The 17,757-nt window shown below is 57.1% G+C and carries 18 protein-coding genes and 1 tRNA gene; 10 read left to right on the top strand and 9 right to left on the bottom strand.

Annotation, left to right across the window (positions count from 1 at the left end; all coding sequences use genetic code 11):
• Positions 1-18 precede the first annotated feature (18 nt).
• The 9 genes from MEMAR_RS08610 (at position 19) to MEMAR_RS08570 (ending at position 9,189) form a co-directional block, all read left to right on the top strand.
• Positions 19-1,608, top strand: a complete 1,590-nt coding sequence (locus MEMAR_RS08610) for a GumC domain-containing protein (RefSeq protein WP_011844590.1) — start codon at positions 19-21, stop codon at positions 1,606-1,608.
• Complete coding sequence (locus tag MEMAR_RS08605) at positions 1,605-2,345, top strand: hypothetical protein (RefSeq protein WP_011844589.1); 741 nt, start codon at positions 1,605-1,607, stop codon at positions 2,343-2,345. The genes MEMAR_RS08610 and MEMAR_RS08605 overlap by 4 nt, the downstream gene beginning before the upstream one ends.
• A 37-nt stretch (positions 2,346-2,382) precedes the next feature.
• The gene (locus MEMAR_RS08600) at positions 2,383-3,135 is read left to right on the top strand and encodes a peptidase associated/transthyretin-like domain-containing protein (RefSeq protein WP_011844588.1); all 753 of its coding nucleotides are present in this window, start codon (positions 2,383-2,385) and stop codon (positions 3,133-3,135) included.
• Between the two features lie 248 nt (positions 3,136-3,383).
• On the top strand, positions 3,384-5,000 hold the full coding sequence (locus tag MEMAR_RS08595; protein WP_011844587.1) for a hypothetical protein: 1,617 nt from the start codon (positions 3,384-3,386) through the stop codon (positions 4,998-5,000).
• Positions 4,997-5,539, top strand: coding sequence for a hypothetical protein (locus MEMAR_RS08590; RefSeq protein WP_011844586.1), 543 nt, complete (start codon positions 4,997-4,999; stop codon positions 5,537-5,539). Before MEMAR_RS08595 ends, MEMAR_RS08590 begins: the two co-directional genes overlap by 4 nt.
• A complete protein-coding gene (locus MEMAR_RS08585; RefSeq protein ID WP_011844585.1) occupies positions 5,536-6,624 on the top strand; it encodes an outer membrane lipoprotein-sorting protein in 1,089 nt (362 codons plus the stop codon). Before MEMAR_RS08590 ends, MEMAR_RS08585 begins: the two co-directional genes overlap by 4 nt.
• Before the next feature lie 618 nt (positions 6,625-7,242).
• Positions 7,243-7,548 (top strand): thiamine pyrophosphate-dependent enzyme, encoded by a 306-nt coding sequence (locus MEMAR_RS13160; protein WP_187147917.1) that lies wholly within the window; start codon positions 7,243-7,245, stop codon positions 7,546-7,548.
• A 220-nt stretch (positions 7,549-7,768) separates the two neighbouring features.
• On the top strand, positions 7,769-8,221 hold the full coding sequence (locus MEMAR_RS08575; RefSeq protein ID WP_011844584.1) for a phosphate-starvation-inducible PsiE family protein: 453 nt from the start codon (positions 7,769-7,771) through the stop codon (positions 8,219-8,221).
• A gap of 68 nt (positions 8,222-8,289) precedes the next feature.
• Positions 8,290-9,189, top strand: a complete 900-nt coding sequence (locus MEMAR_RS08570; RefSeq protein ID WP_011844583.1) for a DUF308 domain-containing protein — start codon at positions 8,290-8,292, stop codon at positions 9,187-9,189.
• A gap of 133 nt (positions 9,190-9,322) precedes the next feature.
• Here MEMAR_RS08570 and MEMAR_RS08565 read toward each other — a convergent pair whose 3' ends face one another.
• The gene (locus MEMAR_RS08565; RefSeq protein WP_011844582.1) at positions 9,323-9,844 is read right to left on the bottom strand and encodes a hypothetical protein; all 522 of its coding nucleotides are present in this window, start codon (positions 9,842-9,844) and stop codon (positions 9,323-9,325) included.
• A gap of 178 nt (positions 9,845-10,022) precedes the next feature.
• Here MEMAR_RS08565 and MEMAR_RS08560 point away from each other — a divergent pair, with 178 nt between their 5' ends.
• Positions 10,023-10,604: a MarR family winged helix-turn-helix transcriptional regulator gene (locus tag MEMAR_RS08560; RefSeq protein ID WP_011844581.1), complete on the top strand. Its 582-nt coding sequence runs from the start codon at positions 10,023-10,025 to the stop codon at positions 10,602-10,604.
• A 30-nt stretch (positions 10,605-10,634) separates the two neighbouring features.
• Here MEMAR_RS08560 and MEMAR_RS08555 read toward each other — a convergent pair whose 3' ends face one another.
• The 8 genes from MEMAR_RS08555 to ilvE form a co-directional block, all read right to left on the bottom strand.
• Positions 10,635-11,012 carry a DUF3467 domain-containing protein gene (locus tag MEMAR_RS08555; protein ID WP_011844580.1) on the bottom strand — a complete coding sequence of 126 codons (378 nt, stop codon included), beginning with the start codon at positions 11,010-11,012 and terminating at the stop codon, positions 10,635-10,637.
• A gap of 2 nt (positions 11,013-11,014) precedes the next feature.
• Positions 11,015-11,515 (bottom strand): hypothetical protein, encoded by a 501-nt coding sequence (locus MEMAR_RS08550; RefSeq protein WP_011844579.1) that lies wholly within the window; start codon positions 11,513-11,515, stop codon positions 11,015-11,017.
• A 135-nt stretch (positions 11,516-11,650) separates the two neighbouring features.
• Positions 11,651-11,959, bottom strand: a complete 309-nt coding sequence (locus MEMAR_RS08545; protein WP_011844578.1) for a hypothetical protein — start codon at positions 11,957-11,959, stop codon at positions 11,651-11,653.
• A 555-nt stretch (positions 11,960-12,514) separates the two neighbouring features.
• Entirely contained in the window at positions 12,515-13,468 is a 954-nt protein-coding gene (locus MEMAR_RS08540; protein WP_222702444.1) for a TIR domain-containing protein, read from the bottom strand.
• 520 nt (positions 13,469-13,988) lie between these two features.
• The gene (locus MEMAR_RS08535; protein ID WP_011844169.1) at positions 13,989-14,411 is read right to left on the bottom strand and encodes an IS5 family transposase; all 423 of its coding nucleotides are present in this window, start codon (positions 14,409-14,411) and stop codon (positions 13,989-13,991) included.
• Between the two features lie 11 nt (positions 14,412-14,422).
• The gene (locus tag MEMAR_RS08530) at positions 14,423-14,782 is read right to left on the bottom strand and encodes an IS5/IS1182 family transposase (RefSeq protein ID WP_011844170.1); all 360 of its coding nucleotides are present in this window, start codon (positions 14,780-14,782) and stop codon (positions 14,423-14,425) included.
• Between the two features lie 1,605 nt (positions 14,783-16,387).
• Positions 16,388-16,460: transfer RNA gene (locus tag MEMAR_RS08525), tRNA-Glu, on the bottom strand.
• 98 nt (positions 16,461-16,558) lie between these two features.
• On the bottom strand, positions 16,559-17,428 hold the full coding sequence (gene ilvE, locus MEMAR_RS08520; protein WP_011844573.1) for a branched-chain-amino-acid transaminase: 870 nt from the start codon (positions 17,426-17,428) through the stop codon (positions 16,559-16,561).
• Positions 17,429-17,757 lie beyond the last annotated feature (329 nt).

Genomic DNA, 17,757 nt, shown 5'->3' with positions numbered 1-17,757 from the left:
AGCGTCCCAGATCCCATTATGATGGATCCGGGAGAAGAAACGCCTGCGCCGGTGCCGCGGCGACGGATCGCCGCCGTCTCGGTCGGCATCGGGCTCCTTGCCGGGGCGGCCTTCCTCGGGGTGGTGGAGGCGCTCTCGCGCTGCTGGAGTTCTCCTTCCGCCTACAACCAGGGTCTCCTGGGGGTGGGGATCACGCAGACGTTCGTCTCGATCCTGCTGGTTCTCTTCTTTGCCGGGTATCTTACGGCGTGCGCGAGCGGCACCGCCTCGCGCCGCACCCGGCTCCTCTCCGCCCTCCTTACCGGTGCGGTCGCCGGAATCGTCGCCCGGACGCTGCTGTTCGCGGGCGATCCTGCCTATCTCGTCCAGTCGCTCGTCGCGGCCCCGGGGCAGGTTCTCCTCCTCGTCGGCGGCGCGATGCTGGTCGCCGGTCTCGGGGGGCTGGTTGCGTCGCTCCTCGATCCGGAGCGGCCGTACCGCGACCTTCTCCCGGTTGCGGCGGTTGCCGTCGCGTTCATCGTCGCCCCGCCGCTCCTTGCGACGGCCGGAATCGCTGCGGGCGCCATCCCCCCTGCGCCCTACTCCGGCGGCGAGCCCGCGCCGGAGACCGATATCCTGGTCCTCAAGATCTCCGCCTCCGGGGATGTCGAGTGGGAGGCGCGGGCGGATATCGCCGCCTACGACCGTCCCGACGTCCTCGCCGAACTCCCGGGCGGCTACGCTCTCGCCGTCACGGATTACGGCCGGGAAGGGAGCACGGCGCATATCCTCACCTACGATGAAGACGGGGACGCCCGCGGCCGGGTGATCGCCGAAGCCGGATATGGGCGCGTGACCGCGCTCGTCCCGGCGTCCGGCGGGGAGTTCCTCGCGGCAACGGAGACCCCCGGGCTCGTCCGGGTCGGTGCCGGGGGGGAGGTGCTCTGGGAACGGCCGTTCGTCGACGAGAGCCGGGGAATGGTGCCGGTCTCCCTGATTGCTCAAAATGGTTGCTACGTCGCGGCGTGGGAGGACAGGGTCGCCTGCTTCGGCGCGAACGGCACCCGGCTCTGGCAGACCTCGCTCGACCCCGCGGGCGGCATCGAGTACCACCCGATCTACCCGGCCCCTGAGGGCGGCGTCCTTGTCTTTGCGGAGGGGCAGCACGTCTTCTCCGGGGATCACTTCGAGACCTACCTGCAGGCTGTCCGCCTGGACGAGAACGGCACCGTCCTCTGGAAGCGGGACTTCGGCAGCGACGGGCTCGACGAACTCCTGGGTGTCCGGGAGACGGCTCCGGGACGGTTCGCCGTCCTCTACCGGTCGACGACCTTCCCCGAAAACTTCTGGGGCGGTGTCGAACGGGTCAACCACGGCTACCTCTTTACGCTCGACGAGAACGGGGAGGTGACGGACTACCATACCGTCGATGACGACGGCGGTGCTGTGGTCGCGTCGCAGAACGGTTACCTCTCGGTAGCCCCAGCAGATGAGGGTGTCACGCTCGTCGGCAGGGACATTGCGGGCAGCGAGGTCTGGCGGCAGGCGCAGCCGATCGACCTCTACTCGTTCCGGGGCATCGGCACGGCGGACGGCGGCTACCTCATTGCCGGGAGCACGATCGCATGAGAGACCGGTGGCTTATCCTCGGCATCGTTATCGTGGTGGTGTTCGTCCTCTGGCGTGCCTCCTACGTCCCGCCCGGCTACGAGACGATCAAGTACGAGACCGTCCCCGTCCTTCCGGTGGAACAGTACAGCCCCCCGCTCATAGAGATCTGGGAGGCGATGGAAGAGCAGATCCCGTTCGATAACCAAACGGCGAGGTTGATGCTGTTTGATATGCGCTTTGACGCAAATGGGTCGCTCAACGTGATCCAGTTCAGTTTCACCGCCGATATGGAGGGGGAACCCTGGGCTCACTCCGCGTTCGTCCTCAGAAACGGGAGCACCTACCTCTCATCGCAGCGGATCGATTTCTCCGCTTCCGGTCCGCACCCGCTGGGGGCTCTCACTGCCGTCGACAGCATCCCGTTCGACGAGGTCCCCTACGGCAAGAGGGGGGTGAACCTGAATATCTTCTGTCACGAGGAGAACCGGACCTACAACGACACCTACGGGAACATCTACGCCGCCCTCGACGGCACGCTCCGCCCCTTGAAGGAGATCTCCTTTGCAACCCCCGAGGTCTGGCACACCGTCGAGATCTACCCGTTCCCCGAGCCTGCGGAGATCGATCCGAACGATAACCGGACTTCTCGCCGGATCGACGAAATCCCGGAAGCGCTGGTCATCTTTGCCCCGCGGGAGATCGCCCTGGCGGAGAGGGTTGTGTACGTGGAGACGGTCGGCACAGAAAGGATATAAACCCCCCTCCCCAATCGCTCTTTCAAGGAGCGAGGCAATGAGACGAACCCTTCTGACGATCTTTAGTATTCTCGTGCTGTTTTCTGCGGCTATAGCCCCGGCGAGCGCCGGGGAGGAACCGGTCGAGACCTCGACGTTCCTCTCGGTCATCTCACCGAAGCAGTACGAGACGGTATGGAGCGATCTTGTCCCGCCCGAGGTCACGGTCACCGGCAGGGCCGAGGCCTCGAACGGGATACGGGACGTGGTGGTCGAGAGCAGCGCAGGTATGGTCTCGTGCGGGAACGCAACCAATTTCGCCTGCACCGTCCCGGTCGCGGAGGGCAACGAGACGATCACCGTGACCCTGATCGACAGCCTGGGGACGAGATCGAGTGCGGTGCTGCACGTCTGCGTCAACGTCGATATCCCGCCGCCGCCCCGGATCTACGTGATCGGGACGGTGAGGGACATCGACGGCCGTCCGGTCCCGGACGCAACGGTGAAGTTCGAGTCAGTCCTCCCGCTCGCCTGGGGACCCCATCCCGTGACGACCGAAACCGCCGGCGACGGCGGCTACCTGATCGAGAACGCGTTCGGTTACGCCCAGAACATATCGGTCGAGAAGGAGGGCTACCTCCCCCTGCACCGGGATGTCGTCTTTGAGAACACCACCAACCAGCTCGACCTGGAACTGGAGCCGGGGCCGCCGCAGGCCCGGACCGCGCCCGGGTTCTCCGCCGCGATGGGCATCCTTGCGCTCGCGGGAGGGCTGCTCGCTGTTCGAGCGGCACGAGGGCGGGAGAGGTGAACCGCGCACACCTCTTCGGCGCGGCTGCTCTGGCAGTCGTTGCGGCGGGGCTTTCGGAGATGGGTTTCCCGTGGCGCCGCTACGAGGCCCGGCACAGATTCGAAGTCTGACCGCTGCTCTATACGATAGACGATCCGCACAGAAAAGATATATAGCGCCCTCCCCCATCGCTCATTAATAGGCCTTCCGTTCTGCCGGCAGACGTGCCGGACCGATGTTTGACGAAATCGGGAGGCCGGAGTGTTCCCATGAAGTATCTTCACGTTATTCTCATCCTCTGCCTGCTCATCCTCCCGGCGGCTGCCGAAACCCCCCGCCCGGCCGAGAGCCCGGTGGAGGCCCCCGTCGACCGGCTTGAGATCGACGATGCGGTGAAGCAGGCATCGCCCCACTACGTCATGCTCGTCGGAACCGATGACGAGCAGGAAAACCTGCTCGGCTACATCGACCGCTCTCCCCGCTCCAACGAAGAGAAGAAGGCATTAAAGGAGTCTCTCCGCGAGATCTGGGAAAAATACCCGGTGGTGCACGAGACCGAGGGTGCGGTGACCCGGATCGCGTTCGACCCGGCGGCGGGGGAGAACCCGGTCCTGACCGACGAGGAGAACACCGTCCTCGCTGATATCTCCCGGGCGATGGCGGAGGAGTTCGCCACCCCGGCCACGGGCACGCAGGCAACCTGGTACGACCTCTCCATCTGGCTCGTCAAGACGGACGGGCAGGGGAACGAGGCCTGGAACCGGACCTACCCCGGCGGGGATAGTGCGGACGTCGCGTCGGTGCTCCAGGCGGACGACGGGGGATACCTGATCGCCGCGAACACGGGGTTCCGGGACGCCCTGCTGCTCAGGACGGATGCCGACGGCAACGAGGTCTGGAGGAAGACCTACGGCGGGCCGGACTGGGATACCGTGCGTGCCGTGGTCGCGACCGGTGATGGAAACTACGTCGTCGCCGGGAGCACCGGCTGGACGCCGGAGAAGGATACGCGGAGTGCCTGGCTCTTCAAGGTCACGCCGGACGGCCGGGAGGTCTGGAGCCGGACGTTCCCGGGGGACGGACTCTTCACGACGGTCGACCTGACCGGTGACGGCGGGTTCATCCTCGGCGGGAAGAGGAATACCGGGACCAACAACGCCTGGCTGGTCCGGGTCGACCGCGACGGGAGAGAGGAGTGGAACCGAACCATCGGCGGCAACGACTCCGGGATTGTGGACAGCGTCATATCGACCCCGGTCGACGGGGGCTACCTCGCCGCGGTGAGGAACCCCTGGGAAGCGGCACGTTCCGGAACCGCCGCGACCATCCGACTGTTCAAGACCGATCCGACGGGGGAGGTTCTCTGGACGAAGACGCTTGATGAGATGGACGGCGGCACCGGCGCGACTCTTCTTGAGCCGCTCGGCGGAGGTGCCGTCGGTTACCTCGTCGCCGGCGGGGCGTTCTGCCCCGGAAGCGATCTCCCCGGCCCCTGTCTCACCAGACTCGGCGGGACCGGGGATGTCGCCTGGGCCGTGACGCCCGAGATTCCCGGCGTCTTCCCGATCACGTCGGCGGTCGCACCGTCTCCGGGGGAGTATGCCTTCACCGGCACGGTCTACGCCGGGGGGCCGCACGACGGGTGGCTGGTGCTCGTGGACCATAGGGGTGACGTCACCGCCGCCCGTTCCTTCGGCGGCGATGCGACCGACGATATCTCGGCCCTCGCTGCGACGGCCGACGGCGGTTACGTCCTTGCCGGGACGACCCGGTCGTTCGGGGAGAACGGGTGGACGGCGCCCGCCCGCGCTCCGGGGTTCGGGGCGCTCGCGGCGACGGCCGCCTGCGGTATCGCGCTCCTGCGCCGGGGGGTGAGGCGGGGATGAAACTCGCCCCGCTCATCGCCGCGAGCGCGGTCTTCTTCTTCCTCTGGGCAGTCATGCCGGTGACGCTCGCATCCCATGGATCCATCGGTTCCGGGAGTGTGATAATTCTGCTCTCGCTCGTCTCGCTCGCCGGGTCGGTTCAGTTCCTGCGGGCGATGCGGCACGAGTCGCCCCGGTGGTTCTGGGGCATCCCGTTCGCGGCCGTCTGCACCGCTCTTGCGCTCTGGACGGGAATCACCAGGTGGGTCGTGACGGTTCCTGATATCGGGAACCATGTATTCCTATTCCTGCTTCCTCCGGCGGCAGCATTGTTCTTCTACTCTTTCCCGGATGACTGCCGGAACGGGGTGCGGATGCCGATCGCCGTCTCCGCCCTTGTCAGCGTCCTGTCTCTCATCCTGGCCGCTAACGCGTTCTGCGCCCTTGTTCCCGGGACACCTGTGCCGGGTTTCATGGCGGTTGCCGCGGTCTTGTATACCCTCCTCCTCATGCCGCTCGTCGGACTGCTCTTCATCGTGACGGGGGCGGCCTGTAAATGAAGCATTTAGCACTCGTGCTCCTCCTCCTCGCCTGCACCGCCGGGTGCCTCGACACCGCTGCGGATCCGCCGCCGGCGGACGAGATTGCCGCCCGGTTCATCGCGGCAGAGGAGCAGGCGACGGACTTCACCGCCACCGTGGCGGTAACGGCCGGTTCCGAGAACGTCACCGTCAGGCTGTTCCGGAAAGCCCCCGAGAACTACCGGCTGGAGTTCCTCGAGCCCGCGGACCTCGCGGGGACGGTCGTCGTCTCGAACGGCACCCGGAAGTGGCGCTACGACCCGGCAACCCGGACGGCGCTGACGGTCGCGGGGCCGTATATGAATGCTGCCTTCTCCGGGCCGCCCTACCCCGGCTGGGCGGAGGGGGTCCGGGGGTATGCGGAGACGGTCGCCGGATCGCTTTCCGAGCAGAACGCCTCCTACCTGGGCAGCGAGACCATAGGCGGCCGGACCGCCTATATCCTTGAGGTCACGGGTGACTCGAAGATCTTCGAGGCGCCCACCCGCTACCGGGAGGCGGTTCACCGCTTCAGGGTATGGATCGACGCCGAAACCTGGCTCCTCCTCGGCCTGGAGATGTACGGCAACGAGGGGAACCTGATCCTCTCTGCCGAATACACCGATCCCTCGGCGAACACCGGGCTCCCGGACGACATCTTCGTCTTCGACCCGCCGGCAGGCGTCGAGGTCCGGCCGATGCCGACGGCCGCGATCACACCGCTCTTCCTCTGGAGCATCCAAGACGCCCGGCGCTATGGTGTGGAGATGCCGTCCTACCTCCCGGAAGGTTATGTCTTCAAAGAAGGGGTGCATCTTCCCGGGGCCTATACTACACTCCGGTTCACGGACGGGAGCAATGAACTTACGTTTGAGCGGCGGCTGCACGACCCCTACCGGGAGGAAGCGGGGCTGCCTGGCACGCCCGAGCCCGTCCTCCTCGCCGATGGGCGGGAGGCCGAATACCTCTCCGCCGATGGGCGGGATCAGTTCTGCTGGAGTGCCGGGGGATACACCTGCCTACTCACGGCCGACATGCTCGGCAAAGATGAACTCGTGCGGATGGCGGAATCGGTGGGGGTGTAGGGCTGCGCCGGCTCCGGCATGATCCCGGCGGCCGCTTCTTCTCAATCGCGGGGCAGCGATGTATCCGGCGCGGCTGCTACGGAAGTGTGGACTACCGCACGAAGGGCATGGCTTCCTGCCTGACAACCTGCATCGCCGTGATGTAGAGAACCTGTCTCCACGGCACGGAAGATGTGAAACATCTTCCTGTCAGGCACAACCTTTTGGATTGTGCCGTGTCGTCCCCTGCCCTGGAGACCGGTGAGATCCTGCTCCGCCCCCCGCAAGGTTAAAAATGGGGTAACGTTGTGGATTGAACCGAATTAGTAATTGGACACCAGTTCTATGATGGAATGAGACATGATCTGATATTGTTATTAGGTAAGTTTGCAATGATCGCCTGAAGGGCCGCGATGAGAATGTTAATGGACGTTACCCGGTCTAACAGTGAACACCGTGCCTACAGGCCAACAACACTCTGACCTGCCTAACAATAATCTTTTCTATTTGTCATTTTGAAGATATCGCCGTTTTTGCGATAAATGGTAATATTGTGCGGTTATCAATGGCGGATGGCGGTTTTTCGGCACCAGCAGCGGCACCCCTGGAAACCACGACGCGTCGACGGCAGAACAGGCCGTGTTCACGGCTATCCTTATCGGCTTCGGCATTCCTTTAGGATGGAGGTGGCGGGGCAGGCATCTCGATCGTTCGGGAACAGCGGGCCTGATCCTGGATAGCGTGACGATGGTTCTTTGCACCGTTCCACGGGCAATTGCCCGGGCCTACGGTATCGAGGGCGAGACCGTTCTGGCCGGCGAGGACGTGAGAAGTGCGCTCTCGAACGCACTCGAGCACTCCGGCCCATATCTCGCCGATTTCAGGATCGAGCGGGAGGAGGCCGTCTTCCCCATGGCCCTCCCGGCGCGGCGATCGATGCGATGATCGATCCCGGTGCGGGGTGAGAAAGGATGTCTAGTATAACCCCTTTTTCCATCGCGATCCCGGCTTTCGGGTCATCCGGGTGCAGAACCTGGCCCGGTATTCCGGACAGAACCGGCCCGCCTGAACCGAATATAAGCAATTAGGGCTAACTGCTCTGGGTCTGGATGAAACAGCGCTATCTCCGACATTTATTTATACAGAACCGCATGAAATTCTATTCATGCGCCGTTTCGTGGGGCGGTTTGAGCATTTCACCTATATCGTGCTCATTATATTCCTGATCGTGCTGCTGTTCTTTACCCTCGTCGAATTGGGGTGGACGGTCTCCACAGGGCTGTTCGAGGAGTCCGTTTACCGGCTGGGCAGCCACGAGTTGTTCAACCTTCTGGGGTACTTCCTCCTGGTTCTCATTGGCCTGGAACTCCTGGAGACGATAAAAGCATACTTGGACAGGAGAGAGTTCCACGTCGAAGTCATCCTCCTTGTCGCGATCATCGCCATCGCAAGGAAAGTCATCCTCCTCGATACGTCGACTGCAGGCGAGCTCATCGGTATCGCGCTGATCATCATCGCTCTTTGTTGCGGTTACTACCTTATACGCCGGGCAGGAAGGCCGCATTCTTTCCTGTCGGACAACTGCACGCCCCCATCCCGGGACACGGAGGAGCCGTGATTCGGAGTTACCCGGATCACTGCTGCTCCGGTGTCGTCATCGGGACGGGGTGGTGAGGGGGAGAGGGGTTGAGCACGCTTGAGTCGTATCTCGATGCACTGCACCAGGGGGTTTACCAGGTAGTCGTTCCGAAGGCCGTGGTGACCGAGCCGCTCGAACCGGACTGGAAACGGTCGGCCATCAACGTGCCGAGCCCCGGGACCCTCGCGAGTTACCGGAGAGGGCAGTACCATGCCCACGAGACGGTATCGGAGTACCGTGTCCACATGGACCGGTACGATCCCGAGAAGAACCCTCTCATGCACCTGATCGACGATGCCCCCCTGGTGCTCATGGTTTACGAGACTATGGATACCATTCTCGTAACGGCGAAAGACGCAACACGGAAAGACCCTCTGCAACGTCTTGCGGATCAGCATATGAGCTGGAAGCTCCGGATGGGCTTTGGAGCGCTCCTGTGGGCGATAGCCACGATCCTTCTCATCCTGGCGTTCTACGACGTTACATCCGTCTTCGCCGTGATCCTGCCCTCCCTTGTTCTCTTTCTCGGCTTCCTCACGATCGTCAGGGGCCTCCGGCAGAGGAAGAGGCAGGAGCATGCGAACAAGGACGTAATCCGGGGGAGTCTCGTGGCGGGCGCAGGGATCGTTTTATTCGTCTTCTGGGAACTGTATCTCGTTCTCATTCTGCTCGCACTCGTGATCTGGTTCTTTTCCAGTGCCATCGTCACGTTGCTCCGGGTGTTTCGGGAGAGAGGGAATTTACCGAACGGCTTCTGGTATACACTCGGGCTGGGCCTGAGTTCGCTGGTTCTCGGGATTCTCGCCGTTACCCTGCCTGAGGAACTGGTCGATCTCCTCGTCATTCTGCTCGCCGGGATCGTGCTCATGGCAGGCGCTTTCATGATTCTGGACGCGTACGGGTTGAGGAATGCCGCCCGGCTGATGGAAGAGGGGGGTTTTGCTTAAAGATTGTCTTCTCCGGTCGGGGGGCCGTCCTGTTCCACCAGTCGATAGCATCGGTAACCGGAGGGTTTGAAGGCCTGCTACGCGGCGGGCCTTGGCCTCGTCAACGCCCCTCAGATCATCCCGGATGGGTTCGCTATAATCGGTCCCATCGCTCTTCAATACACCGATAACAGAAGTTGATCGTCGGTTTGAAGGTGGTATCTATTTGTGTATAGTATTCGATATCCCATTCGTACTCCTTTTCGGCAATCAGTCCTTTGCACACGTTTCCGGCGCTCCCTGCGATGCAGTCCATAAGCCCTTTCTGGACAAGAAGCATGACCTCCTGATGGTCTTTTATTCCATGGTCCATGAGAGCGGTGAGTCGTTCCAGTTCCATCGAGACGGATTGTATCAGGTTAGCCGGTTCGCTGTCCCCGGGCATTGCGAGGACGAAGATATGAGCCACACTCCGATCGATCAGTTGTACGCTCAAGTGACGATCATAGATGGGGTCAGGTGGATCTCGCGCTTCTTGAGGTCTGTCGTCTAAATCTTCCGATATGCATGCATTGTGGTAACCATACTGCCTGACAGCATCCTTCAGTCTGAGCAGGTCGTTCTTTCTTTCCCGGTAAAACGAGCCGTAAATGCCGATGGGGAGTTCTCGCTTCAATCTCTCGAAACGAATGCGAGTTGTATTCTCTCTGGTCGAGCGTCCCCCCCGGGAGTGCCATTAAGAAAGTATTATCATCGCGATATTATAACTATTAGTTACAGAATGCTAACTTATATTGGCGGTAGGATTAATAACAGTTAGTCGGATGTAACCGATGTCCGTGTTGAGGTGTGGTATGGAGCAGGCAGTCGTTGAAGAATTCCTGAACGAAGTCCCCTACGAGGCCCGGGCTGCCGTGACGGAACTGAATAGCGATCTCCGGTGGGCCGTGTACATTGCCCTGGTGCTCGAGGGCAGGAAGTACTTCAATGAGATTAAAGAGGAGTTCAAAGCGAACCCGAACACCATCGGCCCGGTTCTGAAAGGTCTTGTCGACGGCGGGCTTGTGGCAAGGAGGATCGCCAAACTCGAGGATTTTGCCGATAAGCGGAAGGTGTTCTACGAGCCGACCGCTCTGGGTCTGAGGTTATTTCGGGTTCTGAACGATGTCGCCATTCCCGGGGGACGGGCGCCCCGGGGATCGCGCGTCGCGGTGGACGCGGGATCGGCTGCCGGCACGGGAAGGGATACGGAAGTCCGGGGAAGTTACCCAAGGGAACCGGAGATGACATCGCGAAGTGTTGCAGAACCGGGAATACGGTGGAGGCGTGTGGGGCGGCCGAGGATTGCGGCATCGAGGAAGGCTTCGGCGGGTGGTAGACCCCGGGAAGCAGTGAAGCGGGGCCGGGACAGGAGGCTTCTACGCGATCGAGTGTGAACCGCAACCAATCGGCAGCATGTGGGAACTCTATACGGGTCTGTCTTCTTGCTCCCGCTCAACTTCTGTTGAGGGTCGTCTCCTCAGACCTCCGGGGACGTACTTCTCCATGCCTTCCTCCGTATGCACCCTCTCAAGAATTCCACTGAGTGCTTCAGCGAGTTTCTGTGCGGCGGCGTGCGACATGTAGACGCGTGTTCCGTTTATTCGCGCTCTACCGTCCCGGCGGACGCCGGGCATCTCCAGAAAGTCGATGCAGACATCTCTGTGCGCTACCTGCACGTACGCAAGGTTTGAGTAGGAACTGTGCGCGATATCCAGCTGCAGTTCCCCCGGCTCGAACCGATAGAGTTTGCGGAGATCGACGGCTATTGCTCCATCTTTCTTCTCTTTCTGCTCCTCCTCCATGGTTACGCCCCCACAGAGAAGATCGAATATTCTGACTCTGCTTCCCGTGCAGAGCAATCTTCTCCGGTAGTCCATTCGCCGGCATAGTTCGTCGCGACTGCAAGCGGCTCCACTTTTGCTCTGAGCGATCTATTGTAGTAATCCAGGATTGCCGTGTTCATGCAGTCCGTCCCGTCCCGGTCGTCGAGCACGGCATAGGCCAGCAGAGAGAGCGCAATGAACTTCTTCGACTCGACGACAACTCGATAGACCGGATGCTGGACGTCACTTGATACGTTCTCGATCAGTCCGAGTTTGACGAGCGTCTTGAGCGCCTCTCTGATGCTGGGGGCCTTTTTGCCCGTCATCTCCTCAAGGTACCCGGGCCGATAATCCATCGTCGGATCGGCGACGATCTCTTCAACAACCTGAGCGAGAACGGTATTCCCGAATAGACCACCATAGGGTTTGTCCAGGAATTCTTCGAGTTCTCCAGGAAGCTCCGGCAGTTCTTGTCCTGACATAATCATTCCTCCGCGTAACTATGGTATCTGCATTTCTACCACGATCGTGTCACTACTGGTACTCTAACCGGGAGTACGTAGTAGCCCGTGGTGAGTAATGGCCAGTAATAGTAAAAAAATATTCTGATACAGGATCTATTCTTTCAGTTTGGTCCAGTGCCGGTGGTGAGGCACTTCGAGATCGTAGTAGGTCATCCATTGGTCCGCCCACACGGGCTTTTCAAGTTTGATGACTTTGTCCCCTCCGCCGGCACGGTAGAGGCGAATGTAATCCGATCCCATTGAATCGACAAAATATTTCGCCTCAAAGCCGTTCTCTCTGCACTTCCGCTGGCAGTCCTGCACCTTCCTCATGCCGCCGCGTTTCTTTAACCATCCAAGGAAGGTAGCTCCTCTCTCTTCCGGGTCAGGCCCCTCCGGCGTAGGATGGTTGCGTTCTCTCATTGGGCGGCACCGTATGGGATATTGACGTTATGGTTTTATCAATGTTCTATTTGGGGCTCCGGCTATTTCGGGTGCTGAACGACGTTGCATTCCCGGGGGACAGGGGCTTCGGGAGTCGCGGGTTGGGGTAGAGGCGGGATCGGCTGCCGGCATGGGGACGAGACGGGATACGGGAGTCCGGGGAAGTTACGCGCGGGAACCTGGGGTGACAACACCGGGGAGTGTTGCGGAGCCGGGGATACGGTGGAGGCGCGTTGGGCGGCCCAAGGATCGCGGCATCGAGGAAGGCTTTGGTTGTGGGTAGACCCCGGGGTGTAACGAAGGGGAGTCGAACAGGAGGCTTGGGAGGAATAGAGTAAGGTAATTTGGATTGTTCAAGCGACAACTGTAGATCGATTTGAAGACTGTCTTCTCAAAACTCGATCTCGGATGCTCTCCTGGTGTCATGATCTCCTGCTTGGCGCAGAAAAATTACGTGTATCGGTATTGTTTTCAAGTAGAGAAGTGGTCATCCTAATTTAATTGATCTAGGTAGCTATACAGATAATGGTGCGATTAGCAATCTATTCCAACAGCTTTAATCTCATTCACGAGTTGGTTTTGCCAATCACTGTTCAATGATATGTACAAGAGGCCCTGAGTATCTGATGGAAGTTCAACGCCATCCTCATAAAGGATGATTACGTTTTCCCGACCTAACAATCCAACGAAATAGCCGAATTCAAAAATAACATTCTGTCTTGCTCTTTTCTTTAAATTGTCTAGGATCGCATTTTTCCATTGGTCATTTGCAATGAGTGTACCTTTTTTAGTTTGGAAACTTGGGGGATTGTGAGGTGTGTTTTTCTTTGCGCCGATATCATCTCCGGTCAATAATATTATTGCAAAACGCACCGAATTGCTATAGTGCTCGACTTTCTCAATAATTGTTTTGCCTAGATTTGCCTGTTTGTGCAATATTATCGGCTCTAATGAATATTTAGTGAGAAATTTTTCTACTTCGTCTTTTGTTTGCTCATTATGTCCGTGAACGATGAAAACTCGCCTATCTTGCTTTTTCGGCTTACTCGTTATATTTATCTTCATTTCTAGTTGCTTAATGCAATCCTCTAAAATATTGAATGAGTCTTTAAGTAATCGGCCTGTAGAAAACGAATTAAAACCGAAAATATCAACATCATGCTCCTTTTGGAGTTTGATGAATCTTCGAACATACAAATTTTGCGTACCAAATACGTGGTCCACTAATGCTAGTGTCTCATTGTACCACTCGCGTACCTCTGCGTCCTCTATTCCGCAGGTTGCTCCTCCAAATAAATCACGAACAAATTGTTTTGCAAGGGGTCGATTAAAGTCTTCACCATGTCTATCCTTTAACAGTTTTTCAGCTGTGTTTCTTTGCTCCCTCAAATTCTCCGATAGCGCTCTTAGTTCCTCTGATGAAAACTTTCTGCTATCAGCCATTCTGTTCCCTTTATCAGCAACTAATTCTTTAAGATCGAAAATCAACTGGTATAAATTCTCTTCTTGGATTGCTTCTTTCGTTAGTTACAAATCATAACTTTCCAGTTGAAATAAATCTGTCGAAACAGGTTGGCTCCTGTATCGGCAATTCAAAACGATATGTTGAGTACTGCGGTGATTCTAGGGGGTATATTTGCTTACAGTTTTACTCTTAGCCACATTGGAGATATACTTTGCATCGGTATGTAGAGCGTGAGCGATGGGAGTTACTGTGATAGTATTCGTAAGACTGTTATAATACTGGATTGTTTACCAATTTTCCAGTTTTTGTTCGGACCTATTTTCACAAACACATATATACCGCGTTACCGATTTTTGTTACAGTGCTTGACTATGTCCAAGGTCTACGATCTGGTTAAAGACTGTGATTCTTTAGCAAAAAAGCCTTTTCGCATGTTCTTTTGGAGTTTCGATCTTGATTTCTCCAAAGTTCATCGACATATCGATGACACTTTTTCGAGGAAAACCTATGATCCAGATGAATTAAAGCAGTTTATTGAGGAGCTCATCCCAATACTCTCGCAATCATGACGCTGCATGCCAGGTGGATCAGGCCGAGGAATGAGTGCTCATACCGCTCGTATCTTGGAACAATCTTCTTAAACGCTTCAATCCAGCTGAAGAACCGCTCTACCGCACTGCGCTTTTTGTAGAGTTCTGGATCAAACCAGAATGGCCTCCCTCGTTTCGGCTGTTTCCGCGATCTCTGGTTGACCGGGATGTTGCTCTTAATTCCCCGGTTCCGGTTGTACTGACGAATCTCCCGGGCATCATAGGCCGCATCTGCGGAGATGATCGTGGGACGAACCGACACCTCCGGAATCTCAAATCCTTCAAGGGTTGGCTCGTAGAGTCGGGAATCATGGGTATTTGCCGGTACAACCGTGCAGGCAAGCGGGAGACCGTTCCGATCGACCAGAGCACTCATTTTGTTCCCGTTTACCTTTTTATAGCCATCATAGCCGGTTGATCCCCTTTTTTAGCGGGAATAGCCTTAGTATCGGTGGAACAGTGCGAGAGATCGATTTTTTTGATCTCGTACCCCGACCGGAGCAGGTCGAGGAAGATCGCCTGGTACACGCCTTTCTCGCAGAGTTCGAGGTGGTACCGGTGAACCGTCGATTTGGTGCCGTATTTAGCCGGTACATCGAGCCAGGAGCATCCGGTGGTCAGAACGTACAGGACGCCGTTGATCAGCCCGCGGGGATCACAGCGAGGTCGACCGATGTGCGGCTTCGTTGGGGGGAGGTGTTTCTGGACAATGTCCCAGAGATCATCGTCAATTTCCCGGAACGCCATGATCTCTAATTTTATCTGAGAAGACTTATAATTATAGGATCACCTCGAGATATGTGATAATAGAATTAATTTATATACAACTCTTTTAACAGATGTTAGCGTCGTCCTTGGCTTCGGGTTTGTTGCACTCTCCGTTGTCACAACACTCGTGGCTTCTGGTTTGACCTACGTTAAACCCCTAGATATTCTGACTTTTAACGCTGAAGATGTCGCTTTAAGCGGATTATTGTGGACTGTTATCCTGCTAGTGATCGCTCTATTCTGTCTCATGGTGACTCTCCGGAAAAAAGTATACTTGTGGACTGGGTTTAAGGAAAGGGCAATTCTATCAAAGTGATCATCTTACTTGGCCGTCCTAACAGCATTTAATATACTCTTTTAATAATCTTTAAGGTGAACCCCACTTTGGAGCGCTTCCCAAGTATAAGAACGCCTTTTATGTTGAACGTTACCACCAGACTGTCTGAGGCTGGTGCAGGGACGAGTTTATTCTGAGGCGTTTTATCTGCTTGCAAACGAGAGGGAGAGCTAAAGATATGGAATTGCTTTGAACCCTGAGACGTTAGCGGGGGCGTGGTTCCTGCGGTCCCTGTGCTCGCATTTGAATATTTTTATGGCGTATATGAATACTCTCACAAAATGGGGTTAATGGAGTGTATATTCCTTCCACGGCACTGCGTGAAGAGGGACTTTCGACATGAATTTTGCAATGTCGTGTCTCCCGAAATACGTGGGCCTTCCTCTTGAATCTTGTGCCATGAGTATAATGGGCATTCCTGGAAAGATGGGCTGAAAACTCGCAATAACTTTTTCGGCTTCGTGTCTGTTATCAACAATGTGTCTCTTTACAATAACGATAGCAAAGGTCACCCCTTGCTCTTTGATTATGGATCCTTGGAATTTCATTTTTGCCTCTTATTACTGAAATAATCTCTATTTAATTCGGCCGAGTATATATGCTGGATCCGCGCGTTGTGAAAATAATATATCCAAAAGGACTAAATCTACAATCTAAACTATTGTATTCCCTTTCTAGACTAAAAACGGTTTCATGAAGATGAGAAAGAATTTACATGGGGTTGATGCCATAAATTATTATGACCTTTTCACCAGAAGGAGCATTCCTTTTTTTTGCCGCTGTTGTCGTCGCAATAATCACGTCGCTACTTGGAAATTGATGGATTAGTGCATACTACCATAATCTTTCGCAAAACAATGGCACGTCTGCAAGTACAAGCAATCTATTCTCAGGGGAAAATTATCGCACTCCTCAAAAAATCACGCTATTCATTTTGGCAATTTACATCATTTTTATGAGTATTGCTTTCATCTATGTTCAGGATTCTAAAGAGAACAGCCAGGATCCTTCAAATATTACTGTGGTTAGTAACTACAATACATACAATGTAAACAACTCCTACTGTACTGTTCAAAGATCCACTACAGGATGTGACCGCTGTGACTGTCTGTCGATTAATGCGCTCAAAGAATTCTTAAAAGGTAAGCAAATCGTTCATGTCATTCCTTAATGCGCTTGAGCAATATTTCTGTCAATCCACCAAATAGAAATTATTTTAAGTTTATCGCTCTCTCGTCAGAACAGTATGCTGCTAAGGGGATTCGAACCCCTGTCGTCGGCGTGAAAGGCCGACATGATTGGCCCCTACACTATAGCAGCGAATCTATGCACCGAAGTGCTATACAACTTGGGCGTGAGCGGATAAAAAAGTTATGTCTGGAGAATCCCGGCCGGCCCGGTCGGCGGGCCGGTTCTCCTCACTCGCCGATCGGGCTTCCTTCCTTCTGGGTGACGGTCTTGAAGGCCGCCATCAGCTGCCGGGTGACGGGGCCGGGCTTGCCGTTCCCGATGACGCGGCCGTCGATCTCGCGGATCGGGCCGACTTCCGCCGCGGTTCCGGTGACGAAGACCTCGTCGGCGGTGTAGAGGTCGAAGTAGCCGAGGTTCCGCTCGAGGAGGGTGATGCCCATCGACTCCGCGATCTCGAGGACGACCGCCCGGGTGATGCCGCGCAGGTTGTTTAAAGTCGGCGGGGTGACGATGGCGCCGTCCTTGACGACGAAGATGTTGTCCCCCGAGCCCTCGGCGATGTAGCCCTTGGTGTCGAAGAAGATCGCCTCGTCGACGCCGCGGTAGTTCGCCTCGATCTTCGCGAGGATGTTGTTTAAGTAGTTCAGGCTCTTGACGTTCGGCGGCATCGACTCCGGCGGGGTGCGGCGGACCGAGACGCAGACCGCCCGGAGCCCCTTCTCGTAGAGGTCGCCGTACATCGCGCCCCAGGTGACGGCGATGACGATGACGGTCGGCTTTTCGCACTTCCGGGGGTCGAGACCGAGGTCGCCGACGCCCCTCGTCACGATCGGGCGGATGTAGGCGTCCTTCAAGTTGTTCTTCCGGAGCGTCTCCTTGATCGCCTCGGCCATCTCCTCCCTCGTGATCGGGACGGCAAGGTCGATTGCCTTCGCCGAGTCGTAGAGCCGTGCGATGTGCTCGTCGAGACGGAAGACCCTGCCGTTGTAGGCCCGTATCCCCTCGAAAACGCCGTCGCCGTAGAGAAGCCCGTGGTCGAAGACCGAAACCTTCGCCTCCTCCTCCGGGACGAATCTGCCGTCAAGGTAAATTATCATGGGGGTAGTGTAGTATCGATTTGCTTGTATGTTTTGCGTTTCGTGCACCGTCCGGCGACGACCGTGATGGCCGGAGGCGTGATGTCCCTTGAACTCGGTTACTATGGAACGTTGCATTTCGCGTGCGACTACTGCATCGCTATCCGCACCCGCTAGTTCACGCGAAGTGCGAGCGTAGCGAGCTTGAGCACTGAAGGTGCGAGCCGCGAAGGACGCGAAGATCGGTTATCCGAGAGGAACTCTCCTTCGAAGCCTGATGGCTTCTCATGCTCGCTAAACTCGCACTTCGCACCTGACGGTGCTCATGCTCCCTCCCCGCGGGGGAGGTC

It is taken from the genome of Methanoculleus marisnigri JR1, from assembly GCF_000015825.1.
GTDB lineage: Archaea > Halobacteriota > Methanomicrobia > Methanomicrobiales > Methanoculleaceae > Methanoculleus > Methanoculleus marisnigri.
This window is presented reverse-complemented; position numbering and strand designations above follow the sequence as displayed.